Raw genomic sequence first — 24,992 nt, 5'->3', positions numbered from 1 at the left:
TGCAAATGAAAACACATTATATCCTGCTTGCCGCACTCACCGTTTCTATATTTTCTTCTTGTAAAAAATATCCCAATCCCGATCCCGTATTTGCGGAGTTGGTGAACAATGTAGTTCCGCAACGTAAAGTTTTAGTAATCAGTATTGATGGGCTAACCGGAAGCGAATTGCAGGCTGTTGCGCCGGTAAATATTGCGGAGCTTCAGAAAACCTCCAAATACGCTTACAATACAGTAGCCTCGGCATCCGACGCTGCGGGGTGGGTGTCTATGACTACCGGAACATCTTTTGGTAAGCATCAAGTCCAATCTGACAACTTCGAAAGAAATGAAGATCCAGATGGCGATCCCCATGGAAGTATACCTGCTTTTAGGAATGTATTCGATTATATTACACAATATAAAGCGGTAAAGACGGCTTTGGTAAGTCCCTGGCCCAACTTACGGAATTATATTAAAAACACTGATTTCACTCCTATAGTATCAACCGATTTAGCAGCTAAGGACAGTGCCGTCAATATCATTAGCACGCAACCAGCTTTAGGGACTGTTTTTGTGAATTTCAGGGATGTTGAATCCGCTGGCGCTAATGGCGGGTTCGTGGCCAGCAATCCAAACTATAAAAATGCCATTGTAAAATCAGATGAGTTCGTCGGGAATATTTTGCAGGCTGTTAAATCCAGAAAAAGTTATGCAAATGAAAATTGGTTAGTGATAATTACTACCAACCATGGAGGAAGCAATGCGAATCCTACTAACGGATTTACTATTGTTCACAATCCCGCTTTCAAACCATTTGAATTAAAAAAGTCAGGATTCAATTCAGTATTATTTAACAATGTAACTACACAAGCCATAGTACCTGATGATAATGGCTTGTATAATATGGGGGCGAATCAAGACTTTACTGTTCAAATGCAGGTGAAATTTGCCAACATAGCCACATATCAAGCATTTTTATCAAAATCAAATGATGCCGGACCTAACTTCACCGGCTGGATGTGGTACCAGTCAACGGTTGGAAATATTACCATGTGTGCAGGAGGAAATCTTAACGGAGCACCGGCTGGAAGAATTAATATCGGTAGTATTGGCACTGTAGCTGACAATACCTGGCACACCGTGACCATGACTGTGAAGAGGATTAATTCGACGACGAGAACTATGACTGCATACGTTGACGGCGTAGTAAAAGGTACTCCTGCAAATATTCATGATAGACTGAGCATTTCATCTGCTGAACCACTTAAAGTTGGTCGTAGAGGTGTTGATGGCTCAACAACAACTTTTTCGACTTTTAATAGTGCTAATTTACTGATCTTTAATGTTGCTTTAGATCAACCTACGATCAATGCCAACATTAGTTTAAAAGATGTCACTAAGCACCCAAACTATAGCAGTTTAATTGGCTACTGGCCAATGGATGAAGCTGTAGAAAACACTTATTACAATAAGGCTGCTCAGGGATATAACATGAGCTTAACTGGAACTTATTCATGGGTTTATTTGGCGGACAATTATCCGCCGGGAACAGTCGCAGATCCAATTATATCAAATATATCGGTTGCGACAACGACTAGTGATGTCGCGGCTTTATCTCTTTATTGGATGAACATTAATATTTTACCTGAGTTCAGTTACGACGGAAAGCCTTATTTGAAGAATTTTGAAAAGGAATTCTTGAAATGAGTTGCTGATCGCAAAACAAAAAGCGTCCCTAAAGAATTTAGGGGCGATTTTTGTTTTGTAAGTATTTAAACATCAGTCATTTATGGAAGAATATTAAAGCTTTCTCCCGGTTTTCAAATCCTTAAGCCGGAAATTTTTGAACTCACCTATTCCTGAAAATATGATCTTAACCCCCATGACTTTGCCTATTGGTTTATTGTAGCTGGTATGAAAAACCAATTTATTGTCTATATAAAGGCTAGCTTTTTTATTTACAACACGAAGCTTTAGGTTTGCTCCCCCAGAAAGGTTATGACCTAAATCTCTGAGATCGCTGGTTCCTCCATCCTTCTGGTTTTCAGAAAATCCATAGGAACTCCATGCTACACATTCCGGCTTAATAATGGCTAGAAAGTGCCTGTCAAACTCTCCATAAATGACAAGGTCTAGTTGAGAGCATCTTACACCTTGTCTGTTATGAGAAGTCTTAACATCAGCATTTAGTTCAAAATTGTCTCCGCTTATTTCAGTAGGTTTTACATTTGCGAAGTATATAAAAAAAGTGCTGCTTGTATCTACACCTGCACTGCGAACCTCAATTGGGGTTACAGCATAGGTGTTATTTTGTTCAAATACATCTTTTTCGATCGGATAGACTCTGGTTGTATCCTTTGGCACGGAAGCTGTAGCCGTCCAGCCCTGAGTCTGGAGGTAAACGGAGGTCGTATCCATGATTTTATTATCGCCATAGTATAAAACCGGATAGTAACGACCGGGCATCTCATAATAATGGTTGATCAAATCTTCCGAAACAAAACGTTTTCTTTTTCTTCCATCTCCAAAATCAATGGAAAATGCAGACGGTTTATCTCCCAGTTTATTTTTGGCATCCAATCTGAATAGGGCGGAATGGGGATTTATACCATTAGGATTTAGGCAAACTAGCTCTACTTCGGAAAAAATGCTAGTGTAAACATAGTTATAGTATATGCTAAACCCAATACCTATAAACAGTGCCAGGGCTATAGTGAGTTTAAAAATTGGCTTTTTCTGGTTTGATACAGCCGCTGAAACTGCTTCGGGCTCATCAGAAATTATTTTGTGTTCAGATTCAGGTTCCTGCTTCAATGAACTTACAGGATGCATAAGCTCAAATTCGTACCAATCTCTAAATCCTATGAATTGAGCAAGTGCATCTCTGGTTGCTTTTTGCGGGTAATAACGCGTGGAGGTTTTAAGTTTTCCAAAAATGCGTTTTAATGTATTTTCACTAAGATTTACCTTGGTTTGACGATACAACATGCCGCTCAATGCTATGTAATCACTGTTTTTCCACTCGGTAATATTTTTCTTTCCAACTTTCATTGCTACCTTCTGGCAGCAAACATCCAATTGCTGAAAAAAAACTGAATTTTCGGGTTGTACAGAGTCATTTTTCATTTGTTGTAACTATCTGGTTTTAAGTGAGAAGTCTTGTGAATAATATTGAATTAGAATTGGATAATCTTTCTGTGGACTTCTATTTTTACTCCTGCTAAATTTACATAAATGCTCAAGATTTCAAAACGTATATTAGTTTTCTTTTATCAACGAACCAACACACAACAAAATGAAGAATAAATTAACCTGGATAACTTTCGCCACATCTTTATTGATGTTTAGTAACGCAGACGCGCAAAAGAAGCCCTTGCAGATAAGTGGCGTTTATCCACACCTCGCCACTTTCAATGAAAGCTGGGCCTTACCAGGAGCCGCAAAGAAAGCCGGTGGAGATGGAGGCGAAAATGGTATTGGAGCAATCACACCATGGGCCGGACAACTATGGATGGTGACTTACTCACCGCACTTACCTAAGGGTAGTTCGGACAAATTGTATAGCATTGATAAAGATCTGAAAGTTACCATACATCCCGAAAGTATTGGTGGTACTCCGGCCAACAGGATGATACACAAGGAATCAAACCAGTTGATTACCAGCAACTATTTTATCGATGACAAAGGTAAGGTGAGGGTAATCCCGTTTACAGTGATGCCTGGCCGCATGACAGCGACTGCACGTCATTTAACGGATCCGGCCAATATGGTTTATTTTTATGATATGGAAGGGATGTTGTACGAGACCAATGTGCACACCCTCGCCGTAAAAAAGTTATTTCATAAACCGGTACCCGGATGGCATGGTAAAGGTGCGTACACTTCACAAAATCAGCTCGTAGTTGCCAATAACGGAGAAGAGGCAGTATTTAAGTTGAAAAAAGAAGACCTTGAAGCGGGCGACTTACCAAAAAATGATGAAGATAAAGGTGTGCTGGCGAGCTGGGACGGCAAGACATGGAAGATCATCGAACGCAGGCAATTTACCGATGTTACAGGTCCGGGAGGTATTTATGGTGCTCCGGATGATAAAAGTCCATTGTGGAGTATTGGATGGGATAAACGTTCGGTTTTGCTGAAATTACTGGACAAGGGACAATGGTACACTTACAGAATGCCCAAAGCCGCACACACCTATGACCACAGGGGCGGATGGTACACAGAATGGCCTCGTATCCGCGAAGTAGGGAACGGTAAAATGCTAATGGACATGCATGGCATGATCTATGATTTTCCAAAGACATTTTCTAGAAGTAACAGTGCCGGAATTGTACCGGTAAACAGCCATTTGCGTTACATTCCAGATTTTTGCAGCTGGAACAACCAGATCGTGATTTCTACGGACGAAACTACAGTTCTGGAAAACCCGATGGCCGGGCGCTCGCAGTCTAACCTATGGTTTGGAAAATGGGACGATTTGAAAACCTGGGGTGGCGCAACAGGCTGGGGTGGTCCATGGGAAAATGATCAGGTTAAAGCTGGAATTGCTTCTGACCCCTTCCTGATTAAAGGATTTGATAAAAAGACCCTACATCTTACCCATGATGCTGCACAGCCAGTTAGCTTTACCATTCAGATAGACAAATCAGGCAACAACAAATGGATTGACTATAAGACCATTACAGTGCCGGGCAAGGGTTACGAATATTTTATATTCCCGGCAGGTTTTGATGCCAACTGGGTTCGTCTGAAGACGGATAAAGATTGTACGGCTTCTGCATTCTTCCATTTTACAGGTAAAATGCATGTAAAGAAAGATCCTATGTTCGATGCTATAGCTGATATTACTGATAATGGCGCTGTTAATGCAAACCTGATCAGACCAGCCGGGCACAATAAGAATCTTCAGGTTTTGAACATTTCTGGGGATAAAAAACAATATAATGAAATCGATGAAAAGCTACAGGCTGTAGCTAATGCTGCAGACAGTACGGCTCAAATGGAAAGAATACTGGCTTTAAAGAAAATCTATACCATAGATGAGGCATCTGTAATCATCAACGATAAAACCGGTACTTTCCGTATTCCTAAAACTTCAGCGGCGTATGAAACCTTTGCTTCGCGTGATAGGCGTGAGACCGAGTCGGAGCGATTTATGCTGAATATTCAGGGTACTTTTTATGAAGTGGGCCGTGAATCAGGTTTCATCGCTGTCCGCCCGGTTGCTACGCACAATAAGAGAATAACTGACTTTTGTACCTGGAGGGGCTTACTCGTATTGAGCGGTACTAAGCAGAACGCAAAACCGGATGGACATTATTTTGCCAACGGAGAAAATGGATTGTGGTATGGCGGAATTGATGACCTTTGGAAATTGGGTAAACCAGTGGGAGAGGGCGGAGTCTGGAAAAACAATAATGTTAAAGCCAGCACACCGTCATTACCTTATTTAATGACTGGCTACGACCGGAAATCTGTTAAGCTAACTTCAGACGTGGATGTAAATATCACCTTGGAAGTCGATTTTGATCTGTCGGGCTTTAATAAGTTTAAAACCATTCGTATACCTGCAGGAAAAACTGTGGAATACGCCTTTCCGGAAGGCTTCAGTGCACACTGGGTAAGGGCTGTTGCTGATAAAGATTGTAAAGCTACAGTCTGGTTTACTTATCAATAAGGATTACAGCTATGAACAAAGAAAAAACATCTGTTCAGCATCTGTTGAGTGCGCCGGTAATTGTCGCAGCACTTGGTTATTTTGTTGATATTTACGACCTGCTACTTTTTGGAATAGTACGTGTTCCCAGTCTTACAGAACTGGGGCTTGATGAAGCCGGTGTTTCGGTACAAGGAGCAAGTATCCTAAACTGGCAGATGAGCGGTCTGCTGATTGGAGGCGTGCTCTGGGGCGTGCTGGGCGATAAAAAAGGTCGCCTTTCAGTTCTGTTTGGCTCTATAATTACCTATTCCATCGCGAATTTTGCCTGTGGATTTGTACAGGATGTTACCATCTATAAAATATTTCGTTTTATAGCGGGGATAGGTCTGGCAGGTGAACTAGGAGCCGGTATTACCCTGGTTTCAGAAAGCTTGCCGAAAAGACTTCGTGCTATAGGTACCTCAGTTGTAGCAGGGGTAGGGCTCCTGGGGGCTGTGGCCGCTTATTTTACTGTCGAACTTTTTAGCTGGCGATATGCTTATTTCACCGGAGGTGGACTAGGCTTGCTACTGCTAATTCTCCGGATCGGAGTTTTTGAATCAGGTATGTTCAAATCCATGCAGACTTTCGAAGGACTTAAAAAAGGAAATCTGGCTTCTTTCTTTACCAATAAAGATCGGCTGAAGCTTTATCTGAAATGCATTGGTATTGGTCTGCCCACCTGGTACGTCATCGGCATACTCACTACTTTTAGCAATGAGTTTGGTAAGGCCTTGAATATTACTGAAAGCATTAAACCTGGATTGGCGGTGATGTGGTGTTACGTTGGACTGGCCGGAGGTGATCTTTTGAGTGGGATCATCAGCTACTATCTCGCCTCGCGCCGAAAAGCGATTGCACTATTTATGATGTTTACCCTCGTAGGAAGTATCATTTACTTGTACGGAGGGGTGAAGAGTGCGACCGGACTGTATGTTATGTGTGGTTGGCTTGGGTTTGGCATTGGATATTGGGCAATGTTCGTCACCGTAGCAGCAGAACAGTTCGGGACCAATATCCGGGCGACAGCAGCGACTACCATACCGAATATGGTCAGGGGCACAGTTATCGGCATGACAACATTATATGCCTTCCTAAAACCCGTTGTTTTTGAATTAAATGCTGCCGCTATAGTCGGTTTGATATGTTTTGTGGTAGGGTTTTATTGTGTCATGACAGTCCCCGAAACGCACAACAGAGATCTGAATTTTATAGAACCCGAATGATAACGGGTTTTCTCTGACGCTTTGACCGTGATTTTATTTGTCCTGACCATGATCAAAATAAAAAGTGATCATGGTCACTTTAATTCATTGTTAACTTTTGATATTTGTGATGAATATTATTTTTAACTTTCAAACTCTAATATTCACGCTTTTACACCTAGTCAGATTTATATGGAGACCATTTTAATTATTGAGGACAATACCGATATCCGCGAAAGTACAGCAGAAATACTGGAGCTCGCCGGCTATGAAGTATTGCAGGCCGATAATGGAAAGAAAGGGGTTGAAATTACAAACCATACCAAACCAGATCTGATATTGTGTGACATCATGATGCCTGAGCTCGATGGTTATGGTGTTTTGTATCTTTTGAGCAAAAATCCAGGTACAGCAGATATTCCCTTTATTTTCCTTACAGCCAAAGCCGAACGTATTGATTTTAGAAAAGGAATGGAGATGGGGGCAGATGATTATCTGACCAAACCTTTTGATGACCTGGAGCTGCTAAATGCTATTGAAAGCAGATTGATTAAAAAACAAAGGGTGGAAGGCTATTATAAGCAGTCGCTTCAAAGTCTCCAAAGATTGGCAAATGGAAATGAAAATGGCCTAAAAGAGTTGAATGATTTAATTGCCGGACGAAAAGTCAGGCATATCAAGAAAAAACAGGTTCTTTATTACGAAGGTGACCAGCCACAAGGTCTTTATCTGCTTTTAGAAGGTACTGTTAAAACCATAAAATTTGCTGAAGACGGTAGACAACTGATGACTGGCTTGTATAAACCAAATGATTATTTTGGTATAAATGCGCTGCTGCTGAATGAAAATTTTACTGAAATGGCAGAGGCGCTAGAGGACTCGGCAATATGCCTGTTGCCAAAAGATGCCGTTGTTGATTTACTCAATAAATACCCTGACGTCAGTCGCCAATTTATCAAAATACTTTCCAATGATGTGAGGGAAAAGGAGGAACAGTTGCTCGAACTGGCTTATCATTCTGTTCGTAAACGTCTGGCACAGGTGCTGATCAAATTGAATAAACTGTCTAATGATGATGTACAGTTTAAAGCAACCAGGGATGAGCTGGCAGCCATGGCAGGAATGGCTACAGAAACGGTAAGCAGGACCCTGACAGATTTTAAAGAAGAAGGGCTGATTGAAAAGAAGGGGAGTCAGATTCAGATCCTGGATCTGGACAGGTTGGTGAAAATGAAAAATTAAGATTCAAATAAAAAATAATTCTATACGATTTGGATTAATTCTAAATAATGCCAATCTTTGCAATCAACAAATAGTGAATGCGAATTATGCAAGAAACAGCTATACTAACAAACATCCATTTCGAAGAAGTATTTAGTACCTCAAAAGGTGCTATCTATCAATCTGACAGTGAGAATTGCTGGTATATTGATTTTGCAGGTAAACTTGCCCGTTTTGACTATCGTAATTTATTGAAACTAAAAAAAGCGGTTTATCAGATAGATATTGAAAACCTTCTTTTAGACAATACCAAAACTCCGGATTTAGAGATCATATTCATCTGCGCCTGTGACCATTGTTATGTCCTTTCTTTACTACAGATCATAGGTCTTAAGGAATTACTGCAGGGCACATTTGTCATGCTGGAGTTAAATCACATCATCTATGACAGGTTACACAGGATAGTTGCCTGATTAACTTAGAATTAGAATCTTTCCATATTGCCTTATTATTCTTTGTTGTTGATTTATAGCACTAATTTTGTTATTATAATATCAATAAATCGATACAAATATGAAAGACATCATTCGGACTAAGTGTTTAATCTCATCAGATGTAGAGGCGCTTATCAATCAGCAAATAAAAAAAGAAGCTCATTCATCAGCAATATATCTTTCAATGGCTTCATGGTGCAATCGTAACGGATACGATTTTTCATCTGAGTATTTTTTCAAGCAGGCAGAAGAAGAAAGAATGCATCAGCTTAAATTTTATAAATACGTATTAGATATGGGAGGAACAGCAATATCTCCTGATATCACTAATATTAAAATTGAATATAATTCTTTCCGTGAAGTGTTTGAAGAAGCTTTAGATCAGGAAATCAGCGTAACACAATCTATTAAGAACATTGCTGCACGTTGCCATAAGGAGCAAGACTATGTAACACTTGAATTTTTAAACTGGTTCTTCAGAGAACAAAGAGAAGAAGAATACAAAGCTCGTCGTGCACTGGAATTGTTTGACGTGATAGGAGAAGAAGGAACAGGAAGATGGCAGATCGACAAACACGTTGGCGGTATCGAGTACACTGAAGGATAATCAGTTTCTATAAGACCTGTTAAGAGATTACAGGGTACCTTTTGAAGGTACATATTGGTGCAAATGCAAACAATATGTGCCTTTTTTAGTATATTGCTATCAGAGGAGGGGTTATGTCTAAGAAAAAGAAAGATAAAAAAGACAAAAAGCATAAAAAGGATTCCAAGAAGCATAAAAAGGAAAAGAAAAAATCCGAATGCTGCGAGAAATACCTTAGAGGAAAACGTTGCGGTAGCTGTCCTTTTGGATAACTAATCCACTTTTTCGATATACTCGCTTGGCGTCAGGCCAAACTGTTTCTTAAATTCCCGGCTAAAATACTTCCGGTCAGCAAATCCAACCATATAGCCTATCTCATACACTGTATTCTGTTTCTGTTTGAGCAGTTGTGCCGCTCTTTTTAAACGTATGGATTTCGAAAAGTCATTTACTGACATGTCTGTAAGTGCTTTGATCTTCTTATAAAGTACAGACTGGCTCATGCCTATTTTCTCCGAAAGCATATCTACTCCAAAGTGCTCATTGTCCATATGTTCTTCTATGATCTGTATGAGCCTGGAGAGAAACTTCTCATCTAAAGAGTCAACAACAACCTGAGCTGGTTCCAGTACAAATGACCTGCTGAATTTTTTACGCATCGTTTCGCGGCCGTTTAGAAGGTTTCTTACCTGAAGCTGGAGTATCTTATTGCTGAATGGTTTTGTGAGGTAATTGTCTGCCCCGCCCGACAATCCGCTGATCTGGTCATTTTCAGAGCTTTTAGCGGTCAATAGTATTACAGGGATGTGACTGGTGCGGTCATCCGCTTTTAGTTGGCTACAGAGCGTAAAGCCATCCATTTTTGGCATCATTACATCACTAATGATTAGGTCCGGAATTTCTATGATTGCTTTTTCCCAGCCCTCCAGACCATTTCTCGCAATGATAATGCTATAGTTATCTTCAAGAGACTCTTTGATAAGCTGTCTCAGCTCTGAATGATCTTCTACGATCAGTATGCTTTGCTTTTTGTTAGCTTCATCTGAACTATCTTTGGATTGTTTGCCTTCCGGTGCTTGAGTGATCGATAGAGGTACAGCATGCATTTGGGTAACCGCGGGTTGCAGGTAGGTAGTATTCTTGAAATGCTGGAAGCCCGACAATAGGGTTACAATGAAGCTGGTATGGCCAGATTTGTTGTCTTTTGTGGGAATGCTGGTTACACCGATGTCGCCCTTATGCAATTCCACAATGTTTTTCGACAGTGCAAGTCCAATCCCATATCCGGTATTTTGGATATTGTGGTCATCTACCTGGAAGAAATTTGTAAATAACTTATCCAGGTGTTCTGTGGCAATTCCCCGTCCGGTATCCTCAATGCTAATGAAAACCTGATTGTCTTTTTTCTGTACCTGAATAGTAATACTGCCACCGGGTGGTGTAAATTTAAAGGCATTTGAGATCAAGTTGAAAAATACCTTCTCCAATTGTTCTTTATCAAAATATAAGGGGACTGGATCTTCTTCATATAAAATCGAAAGGTTAATCTTCTTTTTGTTGGAAAGCTCTTCAAACGAACTGTAAATGTCTTTTAGGAATGAAATCAGATCATGCTCTGCAATGTGGAGCTTCAGATGCTTTGTTTCTGCTTTCCTAAAATCCATCAGTTCACTTACAAGTCTCAGTAAACGGTCTGCATTGTGTTTTACATTGGTCAGGTGCTTACTTATTGTTGCATTATTTTGGTTTCCGTCTATCAGCTTCTCTATTGGTGCCATAATAAGCGTAAGGTGGGTCCTGATCTCATGTGACACATTGGTAAAGAAGTTTAGTTTGATCTGATGAAGTTCCTCATCCTTAGTGATCAGCTGTCTTAAGTAGAAAAACCTGGTGATAAAAAAGAGTACGATACCCAGGATAATCGCATAGAGACAAAATGCCCACCATGTTTTATAAAACGGAGGTAATATTTCGATTTTAAGACTAGCTGGCGTACTCCATACACCGTCGTTATTGGCTCCCTTGACCAGTAAATTGTAGGTTCCTGAAGGCAGGTTGGTATACGCCGCGGAAGGGATATTGGTTTCTACCCACTGATCGTTAATACCTTCTAGCTTATACGCATACTTATTTTTATCTGATTTAATGAAATTAAGTAAGGCAAATTCGATGTTAAAGATATTTTGGTCATGCCTGAATTGAAGTTTTTTCGTGAAACTCATGTCCCGTTTCAGAAGTTCGTCAGGCCCATCTATTACTACAGTACTTCCGGATAGCCTAAGCCCTGTAAATTGAATCCTGGCTTTGTAGTTGTTTTTCTGAATCTGGTTTGGGAAGAAATGTGTAAGCCCATTGTAACCGCCAAAAAACAGTTCTCCGTTTTTATTTGCAAAGAATGAATTGTAATTAAACTCATCGCCTGCAAGTCCGTCACTGGTGGTGTAGTTCTGAAATATCTTATGAACAGGATCAAATTTGTTGAGCCCGTTTGATGTACTGATCCATAATTGCTGCTTGGTGTCTTCAATTATTCCAAGGACGTTATTGTTTGACAATCCATCTTTAGTCGTATAATTACCCGCAAATTTCTTATTTACCGGATTGTAATAAGTTAGCCCGCCGTAGTACAGCCCTACCCAGATATTTCCTTTAGAATCTTCCTGGATACAATTGATGTAATTAGAGTTGTTGCTCACACTATTACTTCCTTTAGGGAGGTTATAGGTAAGCATTTTGCTGGAAGTTCTTGAATATACATACAGCCCTGTTGTGGCTGCAATCCATATGTTTTTCTTTGAATCTTCGAAGAGGACTTTGATGTTTTTGTCCTCAAAGGGCTTAAGTATCGCCGGAACATTAAAAGGGCTAAGATTGGATTGTTCTTTGTTGAAAATCCTGAGTCCGGTCTGGCTCCCTACCCAAAACATGCCATAGCTGTCTTCGAGTATGGCTACAATTTCCGAACGGGTGGTATTTAAATCCGATTTGTGGGTTAGAAACCGCTTAAACTTCTCGGTTGCAGGATCGAAGAGGTTCAGTCCGCCGCCATGGGTTCCGATCCATATATTTCCGCTCTTATCTTTATAAACTACTTTCACCAGATCCGATCCAAGGCTTTGAGGGTCTGAGGCCCGGTATTTATATGCTGTAAATCTTCCGGTGGTCGAATTGTAATAATTTAATCCACCGCCTTCTGTACCGATCCAAAGGCTATTATTTCCTGCTTCTGTAATTGAACTCACTACATTATGGTTTATTCCGGGTAGTTTTTCGTTGTACTGCCAGATTTTAAAATTGGTCGGAGAGGCATATGTTACATTCACACCTCCATAATAAGTTCCTATCCATACCGAGCCATTCATGTCCTGATATATGCTGTATATGGAATTTTGATTTAAGCTTTGAAGATTGGCTTTACGGTGCTGGTAGGTACGAAATGTCCTGGTCAGCGGATTTAAGATGCTCAATCCCTCCTGTGTACCGATCCAGAGTTCCCCTGAACTATTTTTGATGATCCTCCTGATTGCATTGTGTACAATGCTATTGGTGTTTCTTTCGTCGTGTAAAAAGGAGGCAAATGTTTCTGTGTTCTTATTGAAAAGATTCAATCCGCCATTTTCAGTGCCTATCCATAGATTTTTCTGATCATCTTCTATAATACCTGTTACAGCATTATCGCTGATGCTTCCCGGAGTTTTGGAACTGGTAAATGTTTTTATGGCATAGATCCTTTTGTTGAATAAGAAGCGGGTAAGTCCATTATTTGTTCCGATCCATAAATATCCTTCATCATCCTCATAGATGGCTAGTACTTCACCCTTGGCAATCTGGGGTTGAAGCCCAAATTGGCCGGCAGAGATAAAATGATTGGTCCTGCGATCCAGAAGCAGGTAAAGACCATGGTTTGTGGCAATCCATAAGTGTCCCTTTTTATCCTGATAAATGTTCTTAATCCCATTATACCTGTTCGGTCTGCTTTCCTGAGTTAAGTAAATTCTTTCGAAAGTATTTTTCCGGGAATTGAATCTGTTTAGTCCGTTAGCCGTGCCGACCCACAATATACCCTGACTGTCACTATATAATGCAGTTACGTAGTCATCTGTCAGCGTATTCGAATCGGAAGCATCGCTTTTGTATAGTTTAAACTGATTGCCATCGTATCTGTTTAGTCCAAACCTGGAGCCATACCACATAAATCCCCTGTTATCTTGGGTAATTGCAAATATTGAATTCTGGGACAAACCATTTTCCGTCATCAGGTGGTTAAAGATCAGTTCTTGTCCTTTAACGCATAAATGCAGCATAACAATTGAGAGCATCAAGATGGTTCTTTTTATCATCACCTGTTTCCTGACCTGGTTTATAACATGGGATTTAAATCATGCGTTTGGTTGAAGCTAAATTTACGATTTCTAAGATAATTAAATATGCTGAGGGGGGTGAATTTGGTTTTTTAGGTGCATAAACAGGATTTTCTCCCCATATAAACAGATCCTTCACCCCACCAAGTTTTTTTATCATCACAACTTTACCCTAAGCCAAATAAGTTTTTGCTGCCCGGCAATAATAAACCTAAAAACAAACAAATTATGATGAAACGTTACTTAAGGAAAGTGATGGTTGGTAAATTAAGACGCAGATTGCTTTTATTGCAATTCATAGGTTTTAGTTTGGTACCTATTACAGCATTAGCTCAAAACAATCAAAAAGCAAAAAAGATCCAAAAGGAGGAAATGATTCCCGGTACTGTAAAAGGTGTCATTTCTGATATATACGGAGAGCCGCTGTTTGGTGTAAACATTCTCAATAAATCAAAAAATGAGAGTACAACAACAGATAGAAATGGTAAATATACCATCTATGCGGAAACTGGGGAAACTGTGGTTGTTACATTGAATGGATATCTTACTAGAGAAATTGAAGCTTCAGGGCAAAATTTAGACCTCTCTCTAACAGAGAGCACCCAGACAGAGAAGACCTATAATACTTTATACGGTCCCAGAAAAAAATCTACCAGTATACAGTCATACGCAGATGTTTATTCCAGGGAACTGGCACAATCTCCAACTGTATCTTATTTAAATGCACTTACAGGAAGGCTTCCTGGGCTTACAACTTTGCAGGCAAACGGAGAACCAGGTAATGATTTTGTAGGAGCATCTATCAGAGGAGTTGCTCCTCAGGTTTTGGTCAATGGGATTCCAAGAAGTTTTGCTTCAATAGATCCTGAACAGATTGAATCAATAACTATCCTGAAAGATGCTCTAAGTACAGTGATGCTTGGACAAAGATCTTCAGGAGGGGTAATTCTTATCAAAACTAAGCAGGGCGAAGTTGGAAAACAAAAAGTTTCTTTTACAGCGCAAAGAGGGATCCAATCTTCAACACGAATGCCTAAAACTCTTGATGCCTACAATTATGCAACATTATTCAATGAAGCGTTGAGAAATGATAGCAAGGCAGAAATTTATACTGCAGCAGATCTGCAGGCTTATAAAGACGGGTCAGATCCGGTTGGTCATCCCAATGTAGACTGGTATGATGAAATACTAAAACCCTCTTCTCCGTTTACCCGCTACAACTTAAATACGTCTGGCGGAGGCAATAATGCAAGGTATTTTGTATCAGTAGATTATATGAATCAGGATGGTTTGTATAAAACTTCCGATGACAATTCTTATAATACCAATGTAAACTATAAGCGTTACTTATTGCGCTCCAATATTGATGTAGATATTACTAAAAATCTTGTTGTAAATCTTAACTTATTCGGTGCGATAGAAAATGGAAACTATCCCGGAGGGAGTAACCTTTATGGTGCTTTGGCATCTACACCAAACAATGCTTATCCTCTGTTTAACAGAAATGGATCTCTGGGCGGAAATAATGACTTTCAAAACAACATATGGGGATTGAGTACGCGGTCTGGTTATACATTGAGCTATGACAGGACGATTTCCGCAGATATTTCTCTCAAAAGGACTCTTGATGATGTGATAAAGGGGCTATTTGTAAAAGCGACTTTGTCATTTAATACAGGACTTGGTGATGCTACCAACAGAACAAAAACATTTGCAGTATATAAAGAGACACCAAATCTGACTGGGGGATATGATTATCAGAAATTTAAAGTAGACGGTGTCCAAAATGCAGGTTCAAGTACCAATACCGCACAAACTAAAAACCTTTATACTGAGTTTCAGATGGGATATGACAGAAGCTTCGGAAAACACAATTTGAATGCTCTGGTTAATGGAAACATCCAAAATATGTACATCAATGGGCCTAATTTACCACTCGATTATAAAACATTGGCGGGCTCGTTTTCTTACAATTACGATGAAAAATACATGCTAGAGGTGGCCATGAGTTATAGTGGACTGAATAGGTATATCGATAATCAGAGATATGGTTATTTCCCCGCCGCAGGTGTAGCATGGAACATTTCCAAAGAAGATTTTATTAAGGATAATGTGAGCTGGATAAATAACCTTAAGCTTCGGGCCTCTTACGGAAAAACAGGGAATGCCAATATAGGTTATTTCGTGTATGACCAATACTATGTTGACGGTGTTGGATATTACTTTGGTACCAGCGCGACATTTGCTTATACAAAAACTGAAAGTGCACTGGCCAATCCTAATGCAACATGGGAAAAGGCTAAAAAACTGAATATTGGATTGGATGCTGACTTTTTCAATAATACTTTCAATATCACGGTTGACTATTATAAAAATAGATTCTACGATCTTATGCAGCAAAGAGGAAAGAGCTCTGCAATTATCGGGAATACATACCCTTTAGAAAATATCGGAATAACTGATTATCGGGGGTTGGATCTACAGGCCACATATAGAAATCATGTAAATAACCTGAATTACTTTGTATCTGCAATTATTTCTTCAGGTAGTAACAAAATTGTTTATCAGGATGAGGTTTACAGAGAATATAATTGGATGCAGAGAACAGGACAAAGCAGCAGTCAGACATTTGGATATATCGCAGATGGGTTTTTTCAAAGTGCTGCGGAAATTAATGCCAGTCCAAAAATAGCTGGTTACAATCCGGTACCAGGTGACATTAAGTATAAAGACCTAAATGGCGATAATGTAATCAATCAGTTTGACATCACCTCATTAAGGTCTAATAAACCGATGGTTTATTACAGTTTGAATTTTGGGGTCAATTATAAAGGATTTGATTTTTCTGCCCTTTTACAGGGTGCAAGAAACAGGACTATTTATTTGTCTGGCGCTACAGAATGGGAATTTCAAAATAATGGACTTGGCCAAGCTTTTGAACATCATTTAGACAGATGGACACCGGCTACTGCTGCTACGGCTACTTATCCGAGATTGACTGTAGGTAGTAACGTTAATAACCAGGCAAGCTCGTCATTCTGGCTTCAGAATGGAAATTACTTAAGGCTTAAAAATGTTGAAGTTGGCTACACGTTGCCGGGAAGACTAAGCAATAAAGTTGGGCTTTCTTCTATACGTGTATTTGCAAATGGTTTAAATCTGTTTACTCAGTCTGAACTTGACAGGGTTGATCCAGAGACAATAGGAAGCATTTATCCTGCCCAAAGAGTAGTGAACATGGGTATTAACATCAAATTTTAATCTTATGAAAAGATACATATATACTATCATTCTGGCGGCTGGGTGCTTAACTGCATGTCAGAAAAATGATATTGAAAAAACACCTTTAAATCAATGGACAGAAGAGTATGTTTTTGATGAAAAGGATTCTGTTGGTGATTTTGCTAAAGGATTTCTAATTGAAACTTATAGTAACTTACCAACAGGCTTTAATCGCATTGGTGGAAATGTGCTTGAATCGGCATCTGATGATGCCATCGCTTCACAAACATCAAGTACCATTGAACGGTTTACCAATGGACAAATCAGCTCATTTAACAATCCTGATGATCAGTGGGCAAAAAACTATACCGGTATAAGGAGAGCGAATATCTTCTTAGCTAATGTTGGTAAGGTGCCTTTTAAGCAATCCATGATCACCGAAAAGAACTATTGGATTGCAGAAGCACGTTTTCTTAGAGCATACTTTTATTTTGAGTTGGTGAAACGTTACGGTGGAGTCCCTTTGCTTGGAGAGAGGGTTCTTACGATCAATGATAATCTGTCTATTCCAAAAAATACCTTGGCCGAATGTGCTCAGTACATATTGAATGAATGTGATGAAGTTAAAGGCGCTTTAAGAAAAGATCCTATAAGTGATGCAGATCTGGGCAGGGCTACACAGGCAGCGGCGCTGGCTTTAAAGTCTCGTTTACTTTTATACATGGCTAGCCCATTATACAATGCAAATGCTCTTGCCGCCAACGATCCAAAATGGAAAGATGCTGCTGATGCTGCAAGAGAGGTGATGAAATTAAATGTTTTTTCTTTGCACTCCAGTTTTAGCACACTATTTACTACCAGGAAAAATACAGAAGTTATCCTTGCTTTTCAAAGGGCTAATGGAAATGATGTTGAAACCAATAACACGCCTGTTGGTTATGCTGGGCCGGTGACTGCAAATGGTTATACAAGTCCAACTCAGGAGCTGGTAAATGCCTTTGAAATGAAGGACGGTAAGTCTTACACGCAATCGGCGCTTTATGATGCAAATAATCCTTACCTAAACCGTGACCCACGTTTTTACCTAACTATTTTTCACAATGGATTTAAATGGCTCAATAGAAATATTGAAACATTTGAAGGGGGAAAAGATAAGCCAGGAGGTATTGTGACGCAGACGCGTACAGGATACTATATGCGTAAATTCATGGGAGATTTTACCTCGAGCACGGTATTCAGTAGTCAGACACATAATTTTATGCTGTTCAGGTATGCGGAAATACTTCTGAATTTTGCAGAGGCTCAAAATGAATATTCAGGTCCCGACGCTGATGTTTATAAAGCTATTGAAGATATACGCAGACGTGCCGGGCTGGTGCCTTTTGCATTGCCATTGAATTTGAATAAGGATCAGATGAGAGAAGTCATCAGGCATGAAAGAAGAGTGGAGATGGCTTTTGAGGAACAAAGATTCTGGGATATCCGTAGATGGAAAATTGCTGAAACTGTACTGAACGGTTCACTTCATGGAATGCGAATTACAAAAACAGGAACGACGCTTACTTATGAGCCATATGAAGCAGCAAAGGTGAGTTTTTCAGCACCTAAGATGTACATCTATCCGATATCTTATGACGAAATCACTAAAAACCGCAGTCTGGTTCAGAATACAGGCTGGTAGAGTGGCAAAAAACAGATTAACAGACATTACATATACATGTTTTATGAGAAGAATTTTAATATTGATATATATACTAACCTATATGTCTTCCGGATTAGCACTGGCACAGACCAAGACGGTAACAGGGGTAGTGAGAGATAGTGGAGGGCCACTTCCAGGAGCTGGAATAGTGGAAAAAGGCTTAACCAATAATGGTACAGTTACAGATGCTGAAGGTAAATTTAAGCTGACTCTCAGAGGAACCAGTCAGACAATCATTATAAAAAGTGTCGGCTATCTCAGTCAGGAAGTGAATGTAGCCGGTAAAAGTACTATTGAAGTAACTCTCGCAACCGATACCAAAGGATTGGAAGAGGTGGTAGTAGTTGGATACGGAGTACAAAAGAAAATTACAAATACTGGTGCAGTAAGTTCGATTAGTGCTGCGGAAGTAAGACAAAATCCAACAGCGAGTGTTCAGAATACGCTGGCAGGGCGTTTACCGGGATTTACTTCGCAACAAAGAAGTGGACAACCTGGTAAGGACGGAGCCGACTTTTTTATCCGTGGTGTAAGCAGTTATGTAAGTGGACAACGTCCTTTGATTATTGTAGATGATATTGAATACAACTATGCAGATGTGGCTCAGCTTGATCCTAATGAAATTGAAACTATCTCCATATTAAAAGACGCGTCTACCACAGCTATTTATGGTATTAAAGGAGCAAACGGTGTTTTGGTGATTACAACAAAAAGAGGTAGAGCAGGTAAACCAGGAATAAACTTCAAATCTGAACTGGGTATTTCAGAAATGACATTTAAACCTAAATTTCTTGATGCTTACAACGCAGCCCTATTAACCAATCAGGGATATGTAAACTCTGGACAAACACCTTTTTATACAGAACAAGATATCGAACTGTTTAGAAATGGATCAGATCCTTACGGACATCCGAATGTGAACTGGTTTGATGAAATTTTCAATCCTACATCTCAACAGTCGCGAACAAATCTGGACATATCAGGAGGTACTGAAAGTGTTAAGTATTTCGTTTCATTGGGTTATCTGTGGCAAAATGGATTAATGAAAGATTTTAGCTCCAAAAGTGAAGTAAATAACAATTACTATTATAAACGTTACAACTTCAGGTCAAACTTAGATATTCAGGCTACTAAGACTCTAAGCTTCCGATTGGATATGACGGGGCGTTTTGGTGAAACCAATGATCCTGTTACTTATAGCCCTGAAGGTGCTGGTCTGATTAGAGAGGTCTATAGCTATAATTTCCTTCCTCCATTTGCTTACGCTATTTACAATCCGGATGGTAGCTACGGTTATAATCCAAAATTGAATACAACAAATGTGATCGGAAGGTTAGCTACACAGGGATACAGCCGTTCTTTCGACAATGACCTGAATATCACTTTTGGTGGAACACAATTGCTGGATTTCCTGACTAAAGGATTAAGTGCAAAAGCACTAATCGCTTATTCAAGTGCGCAAACGAATAGCAGGGGGCTCGTAAGATCAGGAACTGTAAACAGTTTTCCTCAGTACAGTTATAATATGACAACAGGTGTGTATACACCGAAGGATCCAAATTTGTATAGGATACCTCCTTTTAATCTCAACAGTTCTTCAGGAAATGCACAACGGACTACCAATGTGCAAGCATCTTTAAACTACAGACGTTCTTTTACAGATCATAATGCCTATGGTTTGGTACTCCTTAATCAGAACAGTTATGTGGATGGGCCGGTTGTTCCTGTAAATTACAGGGGATTAACATTTAGGGCCGGTTATGACTATAAACAAAAATACCTGGTTGAGTTTAATGCCGGATATAATGGTACCGACAAGTTTGCTGAGAACAATCGATATGGATGGTTTCCTGCTGTTTCTGTAGGATGGAACCTTGCTGAAGAAAAGCTATTTAAACAAGCCATCCCTTTTGTTGATTTATTCAAACTTAGGGCTTCCTATGGTCTTGTTGGTTCTGATTTTACAGGAAGTAGCTTTGCTTATGCGTATGATCAGATATATTCAAGCTCAACCAGTAGCTACAATTTTGGACCGGCTCCTACAAATGCACTTGGTATTACTGAGGGTACGCTAGGGAATAACGCCATTACCTGGGAAAAGGAAAAGAAGCTGGACATAGGTCTGGATGTGAACTTACTTAAAGGAAAAGTAGCGCTTACATTAGATTATTTTAATAATGACCGTTATGATATCCTAACGACCAGAGAAAGTGTGCCTGCAATTATCGGTGTAGGTTTGCCTCCGGTGAATTTGGGAAAAGTTAACAATAAAGGCTGGGACGGGGAGATTACTTTTAAAGACAGGATCAATGACTTTGATTACTTTGTTAGAGGTACATTCTCTTTCGCTGAAAACAAAGTAGTCTTCAGGGATGAAGCACAACAGCGATACCCTTGGCTGCAACGTACTGGAAGACCGGTTGGACAAAACTTCGGATATATTTTTGAAGGTTTCTATAGTGAGGCAGATCTAACGGACCCTGCAGTTGCAAAGCCTACCACAGTATTCAGGGCGGGAGATTTAAAATATAAGGACTTAAATGGTGATAAAGTAATTGATGCATTTGACCGAGCCGCTATTGGTAAACCAAATCTTCCGAGTACAACACTTGGCCTAACTTTGGGTTTTAATTATAAAGGATTTAATTTTAGTGCGTTATTAACAAGCTCATCAGGCTACAGTCTGGCGTTTGCATCAGAAGCTATATCTGCATTTTCTTCTAACTTCCAGGCAATTCACCAGCAGGCATGGACACCTGAAACAGCAGCAACTGCAAAATTCCCTATTATCTCAAGAACAGTGAGTACTATAAGCGCTGCAAACGTATCCCAATCTGATTTTTGGCAAATGAATGCAAAATATCTAAGGCTTAAAACGATGGAGATTGGATATCAGCTGCCCGCGAAATGGGTGAAGCCAATTGGCATGAATGGAATCAGGGTATATGCGAATGGTTATAACTTACTAAGCTGGACTAATGTTGATAGGTTTTATCAGGCCGATCCTGAAGCAAATACAGGAGGGGTAATTTCAGCCTATCCCAATCAGAGAGTTTACAATTTTGGTCTTTCATTTTCTTTATAAATCAGTTATGAAAATTAAATCTATATTTTTCTATGCGCTTGTGATTGCAACTGCTGGAACTGCCTGTAAAAAGGGAGATAGCTTCCTTGATGCCAAACTAAATGATGTTTTAAATGAAGAAACGACATTTAAAGATAGTACGAATACAATCGCTTTTTTAACCCGGATATACACCGATGTGGGTTACAGCTTTAATCCCGGCAGATGGGAGGCAGGAGGCCATCCGGTAGTTGCAGATGAAGCGGTTCCAGTGCAATATACAGGCCCGCAAAATGACGCTGTAATAATGGCTTCCGGTGCTTTATCGGCAGCCACCACCAACACTGCCAAAAATGTGCAGATCCTAAACAATTGGAGCATGGCCTGGGCGAATATTAGAAGGGTGAACAAATTTTTGTCTAAGGTAGACGAATCGCCGTTAAGTGGTGGACTAAGGACTCGCCTAAAAGCAGAGGCACGTTTTCTAAGGGCATGGTATTATTCCATTTTATTGAAACACTATGCTGGTGTTCCGCTAATTGGTGATAAGGTTTTTGAACCGGCGGACGATTTTAACCTGGAAAGAAATACTTATGAGGAATGTGTAAATTATATCGTAGCTGAACTCGATGCTGCTGCTAAAGACCTACCTACCAATCAGACACAGGTAATTACCGATTACGGACGCGTTACCCAAGGTGCGTGTATGGGCTTAAAATCACGAGTATTACTATATGCAGCAAGTCCTTTGTTTAACGGAGAAAATGCTGGGACAGGGCCGTTGAAAAGCATTACAGGATATCCAACAAAAGACAATCAAAGATGGAAGAAAGCAGCGGATGCAGCCAATGATATAATTACTTCTGAGGCATATAGCTTATATGAAGACAATACTACCAGAATGGGCTATGGCTTTTACAAAGTGTTTACTATGAGGGTAAATAATGAATATCTTTTCCAGGCTAACAGGGGGTTAAATCGTGATTTTGAAAATTTGTTCCTTCCTTCTTCCAGAAGTGGCAGTTACGCAAGTAATGTTACCCAAAACCAGGTGGATGCTTATGGAACAGCTGATGGCCTTGCCATTTCAGATCCTGATGCACACTACAATGAACAAAATCCTTATGTAAACAGAGATCCCCGTTTTTATAATAGTGTAATCTATAATGGCTCTCTGTGGTTTTTATCATCAACAAATCAGGTAGTGAATACTTTTTATGGATCTAGTCCTGATGGTGTTGGCGTAAAGGCCCAGACAACGGGATATTACAATAGAAAGATGCTACAGGAAAGTTCATCAGGAAATACAGAACGTGTATGGCCGCTCATCAGATACGCTGAAATTCTATTGAATTATGCTGAAGCACTGAATGAGTTTGAAGGGCCAGTGAACGGAGTTTATGATGCATTAAAACGAATCAGGAAAAGAGCAGGAATCAATCCGGGCGTAAATACAAATTACGGCCTCAAGCCTAATATGACCAAAGATGAAATGAGATTGATTATCCAGAACGAAAGACGTGTTGAACTGTCATTTGAAGAGCATCGCATATGGGATGCCCGCAGATGGAAAATTGCCGCTGATTATTTCAACAAACCATCAAGAGGAATGAAAATTACCAAAATAGGAACATCATTTACTTATGAAACCTTTGATGTTATTCCTCATAAATTCTCAAATAACTTCTACTTATTTCCAATACCGGAAAGCGAAATTTCAAAAGCACCAAAGCTGCTACAAAATCCAGATTGGTAATCATAAGTCGCTATCCGAGAATATACCTTTTCGGATAGCTCTTTTTACCTTAGCGCCTAAAATAGAATTAACCTGATTGTTATAATGATAAATAAAGTAAAAATGATAAAACCTCTGCTGTTATTCAGCTTATTGTTTCTGGTCCCAATTTTAATAATACCTGTATCATCAGAGGCAAAAGATATTACCGGCGCAGGTAAGTATTATGTAGATCAGCAAAACGGAAATGATAACCAGCCAGGAACAAGTGTGAAGCGGGCTTGGAGAACACTTGACAAGGTGAATTCACAGGTATTTAAACCTGGTGACCGTGTGTTTTTTAAAAGGGGAAGTAAATGGCAGGGGCAATTGGTGCCTAAAGGATCAGGAACTGCAGAAAACCCGATTATTTTCAGTGCTTATGGTAGGGGGGCTTTACCTGTAATTGCTGCTGAAGGAAAGTTTACAGATGCTGTATTGATTAAAAATATAAGCCATGTGACTATTCAGTTCTTTGACATATCTAATTTTGATCCGGCAGTTAAAGAACAAAAAACAGGACCTACCGGTGTGCGTATATTGTCAGAAAATATTGGGACCATTTCTAATATCCGAATATCAGATTTATATGTACACGATATTAATGGAGATAATAAAAAAGGAAGTAAAGAAGGTCATGGAATATTCTGGGATTGTCAGGGGCCTAAACCCAGCAATATCGAAAATCTCCTGATCGAGAATTGTAAACTTGAACGGGTAGATAGGAATGGTATAAGAGGGAACGGTACCTTTGGTTTTAGAAACAATTGGTTTCCAAATAAAAATCTGGTCATCAGAGGCTGTATCATTCAGGATATAGGTGGAGATGGAATTGTAGTAAAAGCTTTCGATGGCTCTTTGGTAGAACACAATAAGCTGTTTTATATTCGTACCCGAGCAAAAGATAATGCAGTTGGCATATGGCCACATAGCAGTGACAATACCACAATCCAGTTTAATGAAGTAGCATATACTCAAAATGATGATCATTCTAATGACGGTCAGTCATTTGATATTGACGGTAATTGCAATCATACCATCATCCAGAATAACTATAGTCACGATAATGAAGGTGGCTTTATGTTGGTCATCTCAGATGCAATTAATGCAAAAAGTATGATGACTAAAAATAGCATCATCAGGAATAATCTGAGCATAAACGATGGCAATAACCGTAAGCGCCTTTTCAATTTTGCGTTGGCTACAGATAGCACGCGGATTTCAGATAATGTATTCTATAATAATTCAAAAGATTCTGTTAAGATTGAATTGGTCGATGTGGAATATGGAGGGCCTAAGAATGTTGTGTTTGAACGCAATATTATTCAGTATATCAATGCTTCATTTGGGGTTTTTAGTAAAACAGATAAACAGTATAGTAAACTGAGCTGGAAGGAGAATTCCTTTGAAGACAATATCCTTGGCGAGGATAAGCTGTTAAATGTTATAAGAGGTAAAGTGTCTATTAAGGATAAAGACTCAAAGAAGTATCCGTGGTCACTCTTAAAGGCCTTGAAACTTAATAAATAACAAATCTATTAAGATAATTCCGTTGAAGACTCAACGAGATTAAAATTTGGTTAGTTAGTGGGAAAGTATGAGGATGTTCGAAAAACATCCTCTGCTTTTAATAATGGATAATGGAATGAACAAATAATTTAATAAGCTAATGAAAATGTAATAA

Annotated in this window: 13 protein-coding genes; 11 read left to right on the top strand and 2 right to left on the bottom strand. The window is 39.5% G+C overall.

Annotated elements, in window-relative coordinates; all coding sequences use genetic code 11:
• The first annotated feature begins 5 nt into the window (after positions 1-5).
• Positions 6-1,688, top strand: a complete 1,683-nt coding sequence (locus tag R2Q78_RS20890; protein WP_316794509.1) for an alkaline phosphatase family protein — start codon at positions 6-8, stop codon at positions 1,686-1,688.
• Positions 1,689-1,781: 93 nt separating this feature from the next.
• Here R2Q78_RS20890 and R2Q78_RS20885 read toward each other — a convergent pair whose 3' ends face one another.
• Entirely contained in the window at positions 1,782-3,107 is a 1,326-nt protein-coding gene (locus R2Q78_RS20885; protein ID WP_316794508.1) for a hypothetical protein, read from the bottom strand.
• Positions 3,108-3,276: 169 nt separating this feature from the next.
• On the opposite strand from R2Q78_RS20885, the gene R2Q78_RS20880 reads away from it, so the two are divergent.
• The 5 genes from R2Q78_RS20880 (at position 3,277) to R2Q78_RS20860 (ending at position 9,206) form a co-directional block, all read left to right on the top strand.
• A complete protein-coding gene (locus tag R2Q78_RS20880; protein ID WP_316794507.1) occupies positions 3,277-5,658 on the top strand; it encodes a hypothetical protein in 2,382 nt (793 codons plus the stop codon).
• Between the two features lie 11 nt (positions 5,659-5,669).
• Positions 5,670-6,905 carry an MFS transporter gene (locus R2Q78_RS20875; RefSeq protein ID WP_316794506.1) on the top strand — a complete coding sequence of 412 codons (1,236 nt, stop codon included), beginning with the start codon at positions 5,670-5,672 and terminating at the stop codon, positions 6,903-6,905.
• A 171-nt stretch (positions 6,906-7,076) separates the two neighbouring features.
• Positions 7,077-8,126, top strand: a complete 1,050-nt coding sequence (locus R2Q78_RS20870) for a response regulator (protein ID WP_316794505.1) — start codon at positions 7,077-7,079, stop codon at positions 8,124-8,126.
• Between the two features lie 77 nt (positions 8,127-8,203).
• Complete coding sequence (locus R2Q78_RS20865; protein ID WP_316794503.1) at positions 8,204-8,578, top strand: hypothetical protein; 375 nt, start codon at positions 8,204-8,206, stop codon at positions 8,576-8,578.
• A gap of 100 nt (positions 8,579-8,678) precedes the next feature.
• Positions 8,679-9,206: a ferritin gene (locus tag R2Q78_RS20860; protein WP_316794502.1), complete on the top strand. Its 528-nt coding sequence runs from the start codon at positions 8,679-8,681 to the stop codon at positions 9,204-9,206.
• A gap of 251 nt (positions 9,207-9,457) precedes the next feature.
• Here R2Q78_RS20860 and R2Q78_RS20855 read toward each other — a convergent pair whose 3' ends face one another.
• Positions 9,458-13,504 carry a two-component regulator propeller domain-containing protein gene (locus tag R2Q78_RS20855; RefSeq protein WP_316794501.1) on the bottom strand — a complete coding sequence of 1,349 codons (4,047 nt, stop codon included), beginning with the start codon at positions 13,502-13,504 and terminating at the stop codon, positions 9,458-9,460.
• 270 nt (positions 13,505-13,774) lie between these two features.
• Between R2Q78_RS20855 and R2Q78_RS20850 the strand changes: the two genes are divergently transcribed.
• The 5 genes from R2Q78_RS20850 to R2Q78_RS20830 all read left to right on the top strand — a co-directional run bounded on the left by R2Q78_RS20850 (position 13,775) and on the right by R2Q78_RS20830 (position 24,838).
• The gene (locus tag R2Q78_RS20850) at positions 13,775-16,807 is read left to right on the top strand and encodes a TonB-dependent receptor (RefSeq protein ID WP_316794500.1); all 3,033 of its coding nucleotides are present in this window, start codon (positions 13,775-13,777) and stop codon (positions 16,805-16,807) included.
• 4 nt (positions 16,808-16,811) lie between these two features.
• On the top strand, positions 16,812-18,449 hold the full coding sequence (locus R2Q78_RS20845) for a RagB/SusD family nutrient uptake outer membrane protein (protein ID WP_316794499.1): 1,638 nt from the start codon (positions 16,812-16,814) through the stop codon (positions 18,447-18,449).
• 43 nt (positions 18,450-18,492) lie between these two features.
• Positions 18,493-21,555, top strand: coding sequence for a TonB-dependent receptor (locus tag R2Q78_RS20840; RefSeq protein ID WP_316794498.1), 3,063 nt, complete (start codon positions 18,493-18,495; stop codon positions 21,553-21,555).
• A 7-nt stretch (positions 21,556-21,562) separates the two neighbouring features.
• The gene (locus R2Q78_RS20835; protein WP_316794497.1) at positions 21,563-23,290 is read left to right on the top strand and encodes a RagB/SusD family nutrient uptake outer membrane protein; all 1,728 of its coding nucleotides are present in this window, start codon (positions 21,563-21,565) and stop codon (positions 23,288-23,290) included.
• A gap of 102 nt (positions 23,291-23,392) precedes the next feature.
• Positions 23,393-24,838, top strand: coding sequence for a hypothetical protein (locus R2Q78_RS20830; RefSeq protein ID WP_316794496.1), 1,446 nt, complete (start codon positions 23,393-23,395; stop codon positions 24,836-24,838).
• The last annotated feature ends 154 nt before the right edge of the window (positions 24,839-24,992 follow it).

Origin of the sequence: Pedobacter frigoris (genome assembly GCF_032678645.1) — a bacterium.
Classification (GTDB): domain Bacteria; phylum Bacteroidota; class Bacteroidia; order Sphingobacteriales; family Sphingobacteriaceae; genus Pedobacter; species Pedobacter frigoris_A.
The sequence above is the reverse complement of the archived record's forward strand: the minus strand, read 5'-3'. Positions and strand labels throughout refer to the sequence as shown.